Source organism: Halomonas sp. A3H3 (assembly GCF_000982975.1).
Classification (GTDB): domain Bacteria; phylum Pseudomonadota; class Gammaproteobacteria; order Pseudomonadales; family Halomonadaceae; genus Vreelandella; species Vreelandella titanicae.
Map to the genome: position 1 here is coordinate 670,446 of NZ_HG423343.1, position 13,811 is coordinate 684,256.

The 13,811-nt window shown below is 55.8% G+C and carries 10 protein-coding genes; 5 read left to right on the forward strand and 5 right to left on the reverse strand.

The genetic code is table 11. From position 1 onward, the window contains the following. Positions 1-1,632, reverse strand: a complete 1,632-nt coding sequence (locus HALA3H3_RS02845; protein WP_022519773.1) for an FAD-dependent oxidoreductase — start codon at positions 1,630-1,632, stop codon at positions 1-3. A 241-nt stretch (positions 1,633-1,873) separates the two neighbouring features. On the opposite strand from HALA3H3_RS02845, the gene HALA3H3_RS02850 reads away from it, so the two are divergent. Continuing rightward, positions 1,874-2,386, forward strand: coding sequence for a VapA/VapB family virulence-associated protein (locus HALA3H3_RS02850; protein ID WP_022519774.1), 513 nt, complete (start codon positions 1,874-1,876; stop codon positions 2,384-2,386). A gap of 288 nt (positions 2,387-2,674) precedes the next feature. Here the strand turns inward: HALA3H3_RS02850 and HALA3H3_RS02855 are convergent, their stop codons facing one another. From HALA3H3_RS02855 to HALA3H3_RS02865, 3 genes are all read right to left on the reverse strand, one after another. Further along, positions 2,675-3,754 (reverse strand): ATP-binding protein, encoded by a 1,080-nt coding sequence (locus HALA3H3_RS02855; RefSeq protein WP_022519775.1) that lies wholly within the window; start codon positions 3,752-3,754, stop codon positions 2,675-2,677. Beyond that, on the reverse strand, positions 3,751-4,485 hold the full coding sequence (locus HALA3H3_RS02860) for a response regulator (protein ID WP_022519776.1): 735 nt from the start codon (positions 4,483-4,485) through the stop codon (positions 3,751-3,753). Before HALA3H3_RS02860 ends, HALA3H3_RS02855 begins: the two co-directional genes overlap by 4 nt. A gap of 162 nt (positions 4,486-4,647) precedes the next feature. Continuing rightward, a complete protein-coding gene (locus HALA3H3_RS02865) occupies positions 4,648-5,592 on the reverse strand; it encodes an IS5 family transposase (RefSeq protein WP_022519777.1) in 945 nt (314 codons plus the stop codon). 222 nt (positions 5,593-5,814) lie between these two features. Here HALA3H3_RS02865 and HALA3H3_RS02870 point away from each other — a divergent pair, with 222 nt between their 5' ends. Genes HALA3H3_RS02870 through HALA3H3_RS02880 form a run of 3 tightly spaced genes read left to right on the forward strand, consistent with a single transcriptional unit; the run spans position 5,815 to position 11,651 of the window. After that, entirely contained in the window at positions 5,815-6,975 is a 1,161-nt protein-coding gene (locus HALA3H3_RS02870) for an efflux RND transporter periplasmic adaptor subunit (RefSeq protein ID WP_022519778.1), read from the forward strand. A gap of 18 nt (positions 6,976-6,993) precedes the next feature. Continuing rightward, positions 6,994-10,098, forward strand: a complete 3,105-nt coding sequence (locus HALA3H3_RS02875) for a multidrug efflux RND transporter permease subunit (protein WP_022519779.1) — start codon at positions 6,994-6,996, stop codon at positions 10,096-10,098. Between the two features lie 38 nt (positions 10,099-10,136). Further along, positions 10,137-11,651, forward strand: coding sequence for an MFS transporter (locus HALA3H3_RS02880; protein WP_022519780.1), 1,515 nt, complete (start codon positions 10,137-10,139; stop codon positions 11,649-11,651). Positions 11,652-11,806: 155 nt separating this feature from the next. On the opposite strand, the gene HALA3H3_RS02885 is transcribed toward HALA3H3_RS02880, so the two are convergent. Beyond that, positions 11,807-12,742: a LysR family transcriptional regulator gene (locus HALA3H3_RS02885; protein WP_022519781.1), complete on the reverse strand. Its 936-nt coding sequence runs from the start codon at positions 12,740-12,742 to the stop codon at positions 11,807-11,809. A 172-nt stretch (positions 12,743-12,914) separates the two neighbouring features. On the opposite strand from HALA3H3_RS02885, the gene HALA3H3_RS02890 reads away from it, so the two are divergent. Further along, on the forward strand, positions 12,915-13,811 hold an 897-nt coding region (locus HALA3H3_RS02890; RefSeq protein WP_053856877.1), incomplete at its 3' end, for a M20/M25/M40 family metallo-hydrolase.

Below are 13,811 nucleotides of genomic sequence, written 5' to 3' on the forward strand. Positions count from 1 at the left end.
TTACGTTGATCCGGTATCCCCCAGCAGCAGGGCGATGAGATGCTCTGACTGTTCCAGGCACTGCTCCTGAAGGCCCGCGCCGCGCGCCCAACCGCCAGCGAACAGCAGCGGGCATACGTTCTGGTTTCCCTCGTAGCGTCCTTGGGCGGTGGTTCGGTTATAGCGCTCGATTTCCGCTTGAGCTTCCAGGCAGTTGGCATCCAGTACATTGTGCTTGAACAGGGTCCAGGCTTTGGCTTCCAGAGCGCTGCCCAGTGGCGGCAAGCGGTCTCGGTAGCCAGCTTCGTTTGGATCGGTGGCTATGGAGTCGTTCAGGGGCGAAGGGCGCCGCTCGAGCATCTCGCGGTGGGGAATCTTGTTGAGATCATCCACCAGAGAGACGAAGTACTGCGGTAGGCCTGCCTGATTGTAATCACTGTTCTCTGCATCGTTCTGGTGGCGGTTGGCTACATAGTCGATACGGTAGGGGAAGAAGGTGTCTTCAGGGTTCCGTACTTCGATATTGTCGGTACGCCATAGGTTGCGATTGGGTGGCAGGCGGGCTGCAGCGGTGTGACAGACGCTGAAGCTGCGGGTGTAGCGCACCTTGCCAAGAATATGCTGAAGGCCTTGCTGGATCTCAGTCAGGCCGTCGCCAAAGGTCAGTATCGGCAGGGCATCTTCAGCATGGGTGGCCATGATTAGAATATCTGCCTGCCAGCGGCGTTCACCTGAAGCGGTACGCTCGGCTAGCGTTGCGCCTTGGGGCGAGAGCCTTGCCTCTACGTCGATGCCGCGCAGGATTTTGACTCTTGGGCCCTGAGTCTCGGGGTTGGCGATATAAGCGGCCAAGGCCTCAAGCCAGTGCTGGGAGCCATGCTCGAAGTAGCGGCGGTCCGGGGGCGAGCCACCTTCCTGAATGCGGTAATACTCGAAGGGAGCTTGGAGTGGCATACCGCCCGGGCCGCGATCGTCGGCGAAGTACATGGCCGATATGCGTGGATAGTAGATGGTGTGGCGGATGCGTTCCAGCCGAGCTGGCAGCGCCGGGTCCTGCCAGTCGATGGTGATTTTCAAATGATCCGCTGCGGCTGCCAGCATCTCGACGGGCGTGGCGACACAGCTGTCGAAGAAGTCATCTACCGTATAGCGGGGCGTAATGCGTCCACTCTCCACTAGGTCGATGGCGCTTTGATGCACCACGGTGATCAACGGCGCTAGCTTGCCCCCTTCGGCCTGATTTAGCTCGTGGGCGGGGTCGCTGACACCGCGGGCCAGGTCGCTATCATCGGTCAGGGCTATCGCTCCGTCACGGCTGAAGTAGCTCTCGGTATTCTCTAGCGGCTTCATGCGCTCTAGCTCGCCGATCTCGCTAAGCACCGTGCGCAGGCGATGATAGGTGGCCAAGTTGACATCATTGACCCCCAGGTCGGCCCAGCGCCGATAGGGCGACTCGGGCTTGCCCGGTTGCCGCCGATTGCCGAGGTCGACCCACACCGTTTCGGCGTTGCCGCCAAGCGTGGCTTTGCGCTCGAATAGGGTGATTTCTATCTGCTGGGCTGCTTTGCCACCGAGCTTCTGAAGGTAGTAGGCCAGTGACAGGCCAGAGACGCCGCCGCCGATAATGGCAACCCGAAGCGTTGAAGTGTCCATCGTTATTCTCCTTATGCAGTCGTTTGCTCCAGGATCTTCCAAGAGTTCGTTGCTGCCAAGGGCGCAAGAGAAGCTGATACCGAAGTGATCCGTTGTGCTTTGTATGGCTATTGTTAGCAATATTGGTGATGCCGAGCTGATGCTGTGACTGCGCAGTATCTAAGCTGAAATGCTTAGGGCAGGTAAGCCGCGGTCGATGACCGGCCGCCGAATTCACAACATCCGCATGAGGTATCTAACCATGAATGCTCCTCAAAGCAATGTTCCTCAAAGCAATGTTCCTCAAAACAATGTTCCTCAAAACAATGTTCCTCAAAACAATGCTCCTCAAACCATTGATAAAAAACTGATCGCCCACGACTTTCGTGTTGCCATGCATGAAAAACTCGAGCCTGAGCAGATCGATGACGTTGCCGACGCTTTGATGGCTTCCGAGAAGGCCTATCCTGCTACCGGCAGCGTAGCCAGCCTGATCTTCTATCTTAGGTTTCAGGTTAACATCACCGATGGCAAGTCCTTCGATGGCAATGCTGGCGGCATCTCCTCAGCGGGCGGCGGCGCTCTCTTTGGGGATGTCTATACCAAAGATCTCGAACGGCTCTATCGTGATACGGTAAGTTTCGAATTTCAGGGTACGCCAGTCTATCTGAGCATCCTGTTCTTCGACGGCGACAGTAATCTATTGGGCCACTTCCAGTCGGGTGCCGTCTCCACCGTTACCGGCGCTGGCGGTGGCACAGGCAGCTGGAGTTGAGTCTTAGCCGTATGCTGATTCTAAACCTGGGGGCGCCCTCGGCGTTCCCGGGTAACCGCGAGCAAGAACGTCAGCATGCTCTCAATCCATTCTTCACAATCCACTCTTCTCCCCTGATTTCCCTCCACCTATACTTCTCCATCCCAGTTAGCTTTCTGACTAACCTATGAGCCGAATATGAACTCTATTCGGCTCGTGTATCTCTGGGAGCAGCGCCAATTGCGCGAGCAGGCAACCACGAAGGATTTTTTCTTAGTAGTTCGCCAAGAGGGTAAACGCGCTATTTCATCACCCCCTATGTGATTGAGAAGGCCAGCGCAACTCGAAACAAGAGCCACCCTCATCAGAGGGGTAGCATTTAGCCTCGCCACCATGGGCTCGTGCAATCGCCGCGACTACCGCCAATCCTAGCCCGCTTCCTCGCTTGTCTCCTGGCATACCACTGTCAGCGTCCCGCGCATGCCGGAATGCCGTGAAAATCTGAGAAGCATATTCCTGAGGAATACCTGGGCCGGTATCTATAACACGCAAAACACACCAGCCGTCGTCCTGGCGCGTTTGGATGATGAGTGTCCCTGGGGATGCATGCTGGCGAGCGTTTTCCAGCAACGCAAGCAATGCCTGACGAATACGGACAGGATCGCAATACGCGGCGCCAGATTGCAGATCAAGGGTTGGATAATGATTTGATGCATCTAGGGCATGTCTACAAAATTCAACAACTGATTCAATTTCAGCAGAAAGATCACATTGTTTGATCTCAAGGTTCAGATGGCCGCTTTCGGCCAAGCTTACGGCGCGAAGGTCTTCAATCAGTTGTGCCATACCGTCGATTTGGGTAAGGAGGCTTTGAAACTGGGGTTTTTCGGGGGGGAATACGCCTTCTGCCAAGCCTTGCAGGCGTCCGCGTAAAATAGTAACGGGCGTACGCAGCTCATGGGCAATAGCCGCATTCCAGAACGTCATTTCCTTGGACATTCGCTGTAATTGGTCTGCCAAGGCATTGAAGTCGTTTGCCAAAACGGCGGCCTCGCCTAAAGAGCGATCACCCGTCGTGGCGCGTGCGTCCAGGTCGCCTTGCGCGACGCGACGCATGCTTTCTGTGACGGAGTTTAGCGGCACCAGAATGCGACGTGCCAAGTGAATACCCACTATCACGGCGAACGCCAGCCCAACCAACGTAGTGCCAACGAGCCAAGCCCACTCTAGCCCCGACGGGAACATGTTGGGTTCGTTAATCGACCCCTGCCAAAAATGGAAGGTAATGAAATAGAACACATAAGAGGTCACCACGACTAGCAGTGTTATCCCAAACGCCATTGCTGCCATTGTTAACGCGATTGTCCGGCTCAATCCAATGAGTTTCATTCTGTTCCCCACAGCCGGTACCCAACGCCGCGTATGCCAACGGGTATGCCTCTCACATCGACGTCTTCCAGTTTTTTACGCAGCTTGCTGATATGGCTGTCGACAGTGCGCTCAAGCGCCTCACCCTCGGGGAGGCAGGCGGCCAATAACTCTGCGCGGGTGCAAACTTTTTTGGGCGCGCGTGCAAGGTGCGTCAACAACCTGAATTCGGTGAGCGTCAACGCAAGGCTATGCGAGTCTCCTCCCACCTGAACAAAGGCTTCGTGTTGTTCCAGGTCGATCTCAAAGGGCGGCACCCGGAGGACACGGGGTTGATGGCTAGCATCAGCCATGGTGCGCCTTAACACTGCCTGAGTGCGTGCGACGACCTCAGCAGGGTTAAACGGCTTGACGACGTAGTCGTCGGCACCAAAACGCAAGCCCATGAGTTTATCGATGTCCTGATCCATCGCGGTCAACATGATGACGGGCGTCTCACCACGATGGCGAACCTCCGACAGCACCTGCCAACCATCCATTTTAGGCATCTTTACATCAAGTAAGACGAGATCGGGTTTCATCGACAAGTGCATTTCCAATGCCTTGCGTCCATCTTCTGCGTGGATGGTTCGAAGGCCCTCTCGTCTCAGATATGCTTGCAGAATATCAGCGATCTCAGGCTCGTCTTCGGCGATGAGAACCAGTGCTTGCAGGCCAGAAGAAGAATTTGGCGACTGTTGAGTCGTGGACATGTAAGTGCCTAATGAAACATTAAGGAAGGTCTGAATAACTGCCGATATTCATCAACGCTTACTTGAGCCTACAAAAAATCGAAAATTTAGACACTCTTCTCCCTTTCTTTGTGTATTTTTGCTCCTTTCCCGCTCATTGAGCGGGAAAGGAGCGCAATCGCCCTATTCCCATAGGTATTTCTCACTGATCAGCAGGTTGCTGAACGCCGCCAGCAAGTGCAGGCGCTGAGTGTTTTTGGCCAGTCCACGATAGCGAGCCTTGCCATAACCAAAAACTTGTTTGATGTACCGAAAGGGGTGCTCCACCTTGGCACGGATACTGGCTTTGATGTTTTCGACTTTCTGTCGCCTGGCATCTAGCTTCTTGCGGGTGCCAGGCCGTTTGGCAATATACCAAGAGATATCGTTGCGGTGCTTGTGCTCGTCGCGTTTTTGAATACCCAGGTAACCGGCATCACCGAAGACGCGTTGCTCTTCACCGTGAAGGAGCTTATCGGCAGGCACAATGTCATGGACATTGGCAGCCGTGGTCTCGATGCTGTGAATCAACCCAAGCTTATCGTCGACACCTATATGCATTTTCATGCCAAAGTGCCAAGAGCTACCTTTTTTAGTCTGGTGCATTTCCGGATCGCGCTCGCCTTTTTTGTTTTTGGTGGAACTAGGCGCAGAGATGATAGTGGCATCGACAATGCTCCCTTCGCGCAGCATCAGGCCATTTTTCTCTAGGTGGTTGTTCACTTCCTGGAACAGCACCTTGCCAAGGCCGTGGTGTTCCAGAAAATGGCGAAACTTGAGAATCGTGGTTTCGTCCGGCAATCGGTCTAGTTTCAAACCGGCGAATTGGCGCATGGACTCGATCTCGTAGAGGGCGTCTTCCATGGCCGGATCGCTCAAGTTGTAAAACAACTGCATGCAATGGACGCGGAGCATGGCAGACAACGGATACGGAGGCCGCCCGCTCTCGCCCTTGGGGTAATAACGGACTACCTTCTTCTCCAGCTGCGTCCAGGGGATCAGCTTGTCCATCCGCTCCAGAAAGAGTTCGCGGCGAGTCTTTCTCTTCTTGTTCTGGTACTCGGCTTCGGAGAAGGTGATTTGATCCATGGCAGCACTGAATCCTATGCAGTTGACGATAGCCGTATTATCACTGATGGCAGTGACTTTTTCAGAGCTTCCTTAATTGTGTTCTCCATCATATCTACACATACCGTCGACGTTAATACCACGCTACAGCGATATAGTCCCCTTCAATTTTATTGCTAGGCAAATGTTTACCTATTTCTCAATGAGCTAGGTCTGAAAGAACGATGCCTGAAGGGAAGATGCATGACGATCCGACATATTTACCGCAATGGTGGCCTCTGTGCCTTGCTGCTAACCGTGCTAACCGCCTGCGGGCCAGTTGAGCAAGAAGTAACGCCGTCTCCTGCCCGAGTGTCTGTCGTTACCTTGGAACCCGTTAGATTGGAGCTGACCGAAGACTTACCGGCCCGGGTCGCTCCTTTTCAAGTGGCGGAAATTCGTCCGCAGGTCAGCGGAATTGTCCAACGTCGACTTTTCGAACAGGGAACCGACGTGAGTGCGGGGCAGCCATTATTCGAAATCAACCCAGCGCCGTTTCGAGCTGAAGTGGAAACGGCAGAAGCCGCTTTGCAGAAAGCCGAAGCCGAGCTTGCGAATGCCCGTGCGCAGTCCGCTCGGTTGGAGTCGCTGGTCAGGGGGCAGTCGGTGAGCCGCCAGGCCTATGACGACGCCGTATCCAAAAGTCAGCAGGCCGCTGCTGAGGTGGCTCAAGCGCGTGCCACGCTGTCACGTCGCCGCCTTGACTTAGAGTTTTCCACGGTGGCGTCTCCCATTGCTGGCCGAATTGATCAAGAGTTGGTAACGGTGGGAGCGCTTGTCGGCAGCAGCGATAGCACGCCCATGGCCCGTGTTCTGCAGATCGATAAAGTTTATGTCGATGTTCAGCGTTCGGCTTCCTCACTTGAATCGCTTCAAGATGCGATGGCGGCGCAACCTTCGCTAGATAATGGTTTACCGGTCACCATCCTCGGCAGCAACGGTACACCCTACGATGTCACCGGACGCATTCTTTTTTCGGGCATCAATGTGGATGCCAGCACGGGTGACCTTTTACTGCGTGTACTCGTGGACAATCCCAATCGACGCCTGCTGCCCGGTATGTTTGTGCGCGCCCGCGTGCCCTACGCACGCTATGACAACGCGTTGACGGTGCCGCAACAGTCCGTGGTGCGCATCGGCGGTAAGCCCTACGTGTGGTTGATTGGTGACAGCGACAAGGCGGTGATGGTCTCAGTGGAGCTTGGTGAATTGGCGAACGGTAATTATCGGATTAAGACGGGGGTGACAGAGGGGCAGAAGGTTGTCGTCGAGGGTATAGAGCGACTTTCTGATGGCGTCGAAGTCAGCGCGACTGATTGGCATAGGTCATCGCCTCTTGAGTCTTCAGTGGCATCTTCTTATTAAGCTTCAGGAGTCTCCGCAATGCCTCAGTTCTTCATCCAGCGCCCAGTCTTCGCGTGGGTGGTCGCGTTGTTTATTATCTTGGCGGGTGTGATCGCGATTCCTAAGTTGCCGGTCGCTCACTACCCCTCGGTAGCGCCCCCTTCGGTGACCATTACCGCGACATATCCGGGTGCCACACCGCAGACCATGAATGACGCCGTGCTCAGTCTCATCGAACGAGAACTGTCCAGCGTCAAGAACCTGCTGTACTTCGAGTCGTCGGCGGACTCTTCGGGGTCGGCGTCTGTCACCGCCACCTTCAAGCCAGGGACAAATCCGGAACTGGCCCAAGTGGATGTACAGAATAGACTCAAGGCAGTCGAACCCCGGTTACCCCAGGCGGTTCGTCAGGATGGGCTGAGCGTAGAGTCAGCGTCATCCAGTTTTCTGATGATCGTAGGTCTGAATTCCGATGATGGGCGCTTTGATGAGATCGCCCTGAACGATTATATGGCGCGCAATATCGTCGAGGAGCTGCGCCGCATTGACGGTGTTGGTCGTGTGCAGCTGTTCGGTGCTGAGCAAGCAATGCGAATCTGGATAGAGCCGGAGAAGCTGATTGCTTTCGGCTTGTCGGTGAATGATCTCTCGACCGCGATCACGGAGCAGAACGCACCGATTGTGCCGGGCAGCATCGGCGCGTCTCCGGCCTTACCCGGCCAAAAGGTGTCCTCGCTGTTGACCGCACAGGGGCAATTGAGCACGCCGGAAGAGTTCGCCGCTATCGTACTTCGCGCCAATGTCGACGGCTCCAAAGTGGTGTTGGGCGATGTGGCGCGAGTCGAGTTGGGCGCCCAATCCTACGGCTTCTCCAATCGTGAGAATGGCCAGCCAGCGACGGCGGCAGCCATACAGCTGGCACCCGGTGCCAATGCTGTCCGCACGTCGGAAAGTGTGCAAGCGCGTTTGGCTGAGTTAAACCAGGCGCTACCCGCGGGTATGAGCTCATCGGTCCCCTTTAATACGGCCCCGTTCGTTAAGGTTTCTATCGAGAAGGTCATCCATACCCTTATCGAGGCGATGGTATTGGTGTTCCTGGTGATGCTGCTGTTTCTACAGAACATCCGTTACACGCTGATTCCCGCACTGGTCGCGCCGATTGCGTTGTTGGGGACCTTCACGGTGATGCTGCTGGCAGGTTTCTCAATCAACGTGCTGACGATGTTTGGCATGGTGTTGGCGATTGGCATCATCGTCGATGACGCTATCGTGGTGGTCGAGAACGTTGAGCGCATCATGGCCAAAGAGGGATTGTCGCCAAAGGACGCCACCATCAAGGCGATGAAGGAAATTACTGGTGCGGTGGTGGGCATCACCCTGGTATTGACGGTGGTGTTTATCCCGATGGCCTTCTCGAGTGGCTCGGTCGGTGTGATCTACCAGCAATTCGCGCTGGCGATGGTGGTCTCGATTCTGTTCTCGGCGTTTCTGGCGTTGACGCTGACACCGGCGCTATGCGCCACCCTTCTCAAACCCATTAAACCGGGGCACCACGACAAAGGCGGTTTCTTCGGCTGGTTCAACCGGTCGCTTAAACGTATGACCGCCCGTTACGAATCGCGTGTGGGGAGACTGGTCGCCCGCAGCGGTCGGGTCATGCTGGTGTTTGTGGTCATCGCAGGCGTGCTGGTGTTCGCCTTCCGCCAGTTGCCTTCGGCTTTTCTACCGGAAGAGGATCAAGGCTATTTCATGACCAGTATCCAGCTACCTGCCAATGCGACAACCGAGCGTACCTTGGATGTGGTCAAGGCGTATGAGGAGTACGTCATGGCGCGCCCTGCAGTGGACGGCAATATGTCTATTTTGGGCTTCGGGTTCTCTGGGTCTGGCGCGAATACAGCGCTGACGTTCACCACGCTAAAGGAGTGGGGGAAGCGCGACGGTGCCACGGCGGCGAGTGAAGCGGAAGGAGCTCAGGCAGCCATGAGTCAATTGAACGAAGGGACGGTGATGAGTATGTTGCCGCCGGCCATTGATGAATTGGGTACCAAGTCCGGCTTTACGATGTTCTTGCAGGATCGACGCAACCAGGGGCCGGCCGCCCTTAAGGCTGCCGAGACAACGCTGCTGGAACTGGCGGCGCAGAGCAAGGTAGTTAGTGACGTCTATTCCGACGGCCTTCCGGAAGGGGCGAGCATTCGTCTTGACATCGATCGCCAGAAAGCCGAAGCGCTCGGCGTGTCGTTCGCCAACATTAGCGAAATCCTGTCTACCGCGATGGGGTCGTCCTACATCAACGATTTCCCGAATGAGGGCCGGATGCAGCAGGTGATTATGCAAGCGGATGCGTCGGCACGCATGCAGGTCGACGACGTGCTCAAGCTGCACGTGCGTAATAGCAGGGGTGGCATGGTGTCTTTGTCAGAGGTGGTGACTCCGGTGTGGGACGAAACACCGCTACAAATGGTGCGCTACCTGGGCTATCCCGCCGCCAGTATTTCCGGCAGTGCCGCGAAGGGGGCTTCCACTGGTGACGCCATGGCTGAAATGGAGCGTCTGGCGCAGCAACTTCCGCCCGGCTTCGCAGTGGCCTGGACGGGGCAGTCCCTTCAGGAGCGCCAGTCCGCTGCTCAGGCACCCATGCTGGTGGCGCTATCCATCCTGGCGGTATTTCTGGTGTTGGCCGCTCTTTATGAGAGCTGGTCTATTCCGCTGTCGGTCATCCTGGTTGTGCCGCTGGGGTTGCTGGGTGCGGTGGCTGCTATGTTGCTGCGTGACCTGCCTAACGATGTTTTCTTCAAAGTCGGTATGGTCACCGTGATCGGACTGTCTGCGAAAAACGCGATTCTGATCGTTGAGTTCGCAAAACAGTTGCGTGAGCAAGGTAAGGGGCTGATGGAGGCCGCAGTGGAAGCCGCCAGCCTGCGCCTGCGCCCGATCCTTATGACTTCACTCGCTTTCGGATTGGGGGTGGTGCCGCTGATGGTGGCGTTTGGCGCCAGTGCCAAAACCCAGCATGCGATAGGCACGGGGGTGTTCGGCGGCATGGTTAGCGGAACGCTGCTGGTAATTCTCTTCGTCCCGGTGTTCTTCGTTTTCGTCATGGGGCTTCAGGAGCGCGTTAATGGCCGGCGAGCCTCATAACGGGAAGTTATATCCATTCTTCAGGAGTTAAATGGCTAATGCTTGCTGCTATCCCACAACGTTGGCTAGTTCTGTTTGCCGTCATGCTGGCGTTTCTGCCCGTTGTCATCGACATGACGATTCTGCACGTCGCGGTACCTGTACTGACGCCAGCGCTGGGTGCCACGGGTACTGAGGTGCTGTGGATCATCGATATTTATCCGCTGCTGATGGCGGGCCTGCTGGTGCCGATGGGCACTCTGGCTGACCGAGTTGGTACGCGCCGTGTGCTGCTGACCGGGCTCTTGGTGTTCGGAGTGGCGTCACTACTGGCGGCATTCTCGACGACACCCGCCATGTTGATCGGTGCCCGAGTGCTGCTCGCCATGGGCGGATCGATGATCATGCCCTGCGTACTGGGTGTCATCCGCAAAACCTTCGAAGACGAGCTCGAGCGTGCGATGGCGCTTGGCCTATGGGGAACCGTGGGGGCCGCAGGTGCGGCAGTGGGCCCATTGATTGGTGGCGCCTTGCTTGAGCATTATTGGTGGGGCTCAGTATTCCTGATCAATGTGCCGATCATGCTAGTGGTGGCGCCGGTCGCCTATGCGCTGCTGCCGCGCCGCGAGGCGACGACGCCAGGCAAATGGGCGTTCGGTCAGGCCCTGATCCTGCTTGTTGGCATCATCGCGGTGGTCTACGGCATCAAGTCTGGGGTGGGTGCGGGGCAGCCGCTGTGGCGTGCAGGGTTGGTGCTCTTCCTGGGACTAGCGATGCTAACCTGGTTTGCACGTATCCAGTTGCGTTCGACGGAGCCGATGCTGGACTTATCGCTATTTCGCCATCCGGCCATTGTCGTTGGCATGGTGATGGCGCTAGTGGCTTCCGGCGCACTGGCAGGTGTCGAACTGACGCTGGCGCAAGAGCTGCAATATGTGCTGGACAAGACGCCGCTGCAGGCCGGTTTGTTCATGGTGCCGATCATGGCGGCCGCTGCAGTCGGTGGGCCCGTTGCAGGTTACCTGTCCAACCGGTTTGGCTTACGGCTGGTGGCCAGTATGTCGATGGCGTTAGCGGCTGCAGCGTTGGGCTACTTGGCGCAGGCTGACTTCCACGCGCCTGACTGGACAGTGCCAACAGCTTTGGCCGTGCTGGGGCTCACCCTAAGCATCGGCCTGACCGCTTCCTCAATTGCCATTATGGGGGCAGTGGACGCCAGTAAAGGAGGGGCTGCAGGCTCTTTGGAAGCCACCGGCTACGAATTGGGCAGTGGGCTCGGCATCACCCTATTTGGGGTTTTCATGGCGAGCGTCTATACCAGCACTATTGTACTGCCGCCACACTTGGAGCCAGCCCTCGGTGCACAGGCAGCGCGCTCAATGAGCGACAGCATCGTTGTGGCACAAGGGCTGGCTGCAGATCAGGCGGATGCACTCATCATGGCCGCGAAGGCTGCATTCTCCACCACGCATTCGATCTTGCTAACAGCTGCTGCGATTCTCATCGCCTTGCTGTCGGTGGTGGTGTTTCTGATGCTGGGTAGCCACCCAGAAAAGGTGGGGGCGCACGAGTGATGCTGGTCGGGCACTGGCACATCCATGCGGTTTTAGCCCCGGTGTTAGCTGTTAAGGTAAGCGTGGCGGGTTGCCTTGGCTGCCTCATATGGGGGCATTACTGGACGCGAATTACTCCCCAAATTTAACGAGCAAAAGCGCTACCTGATTTAAGCTCAGCGCTTCCCGGCAGACTGTGATTGCATTGAGCTCGCGAGTACTTTCCATAGGTGTTCAGCGGCAGGAGTGAACCTTCTTCCTTGGCTACGGATGAGATGGCAGGTAGCGGTATGCGATAAAGAGTGCTCGACAGGGATCGCAACGATATCACCACGATCCACCAATGGGCGGGCAGACTGCCGCGTCATGAAGGCAATACCTAGCCCTGATATTGCGAGCGCAATAGCCGTTGAAAAATGATTGCACTGGTAAGCGGGCAGAGGGGCTAGGTGTTGGCTGCTGAACATTTCATTGATGTACTGTTGGATGCCGAATTGTTCTGCCATAAAGATCAATCGCTGGGAGGCCAGGGTTTCAAGCGTAATGGCTTCAAGGCCTGTCAAAGCATGATGTGGCGGCACTATGGCGCAAATGGGGCCGCGGTTAAAACTGCGAACCATGACCGGAGGATCGCCTAATGGACCAAAGCTGATCGCCATGTCCACTTTGCCCCGCAGCATCATATTGATTGTTTCACTCATGTTGCCAGAGTGAATATCGACAAACACATCAGGGTAATCTGCACTGAACTGTTGGAGAGGTCCTTCCACAAATTCACTGATCATACCCTGCCCGACCCGTAGGCTGACACTGCCTCGACGCAAGTGGCGCATATCCTGCAGTGTCTCGGCTAACTGACGCCGCCGATACAGCATTTCCCGATGGTGCTCAATCAGTAGCTTTCCCGCCTGGGTCACCGTGACGTTCCTTCCCTGTTTTTCGAGCAAGGGAATTTGCAGATGGCGCTCAAGCAGTGCTATTTGCCGGCTAATGGCCGAAGGGTTAACGCCGACTGACTCGGCAGCCGCTCTAACACCTCCTTGCATGGCAACCTCGTAAAGGTAAGCCAGTCGATGCTCGGTAATTCCCTGGTCTATGCGTTGTTGCACCATTCTCTCTATCCTTCACCGGCTTCTTAACCGTTGCTTTGAACGCAACGATTCGGCTGCGCGCTTCTTATTCTTTCCTTGTTACGCCCCTCACATACTGACCGTGCGCCTAATAGCACAACGCTGTTCTGAGTTGCTGCTGTTTAGAGGCTGTCATTCTTACTCGAGAGGCTATATGAATACCCTTCACACTTATCTGCAAGAGCATCAGCGTTCTATTCTCGATGATATTGAAGCGTTGGTACGTGCTGAATCGCCATCCAATGATAAAGCCGCAGTGGACGCCTGTGGTCAAATGTTGCGCCAGTTATTTCAAGACCGGCTCCAATGTCAGGCGGAAACGTTCCCACAAACTGAAAAGGGCGATCATCTTGGCTTCACGCTAGGAGAGGGGGATCGTCAGATTCTTATTTTGGGGCATTTCGACACGGTTTGGGATATCGGCCGGCTCGCTATCCGCCGTGAGACGGACAAGTTTTACGGTCCCGGCATTTTGGATATGAAAGCAGGTATTGTTCAAGCCATTTGGGCTGTCAAAGCACTCGTTGAACTCGATGCGCTTCCCAATGCCCGTATTCGTTTTCTATGTACCAGTGATGAGGAGTTAGGTAGCCCTACTTCGCGACAACGAATTGAGGAGGAGTCGGTTGCGAGCGATGTGGTGCTGGTTGTTGAACCTGCCACGGCTAATGGCAACGCTTTGAAAACGGCACGTAAAGGCTCTGGACGCTTTTACATGCATATAACGGGTAAAGCAGCTCATGCGGGCAATAACCCTGAAGAAGGGGTGAGTGCGATTGAGGAGTTGTCCCACCAGATTCAGTACTTACATAGCCTGGCCGACCCCGGCCTGGGAACCACAGTGAATGTTGGGATGGTACGTGGCGGTGGCCCACTTAATGTCGTGCCGGAGGAAGCTGAGTTAGGTATTGATGTTCGGGTAACGACGCTGGAAGAAGCCGGGCGGCTCTACAATGCCATTTATCAAAGTACCCCATTTCATCCCAGCGTAACGCTAACCGTTAGCGGTGACATGACGCGCCCGCCGATGGAGCGAACACATGCTACGGCT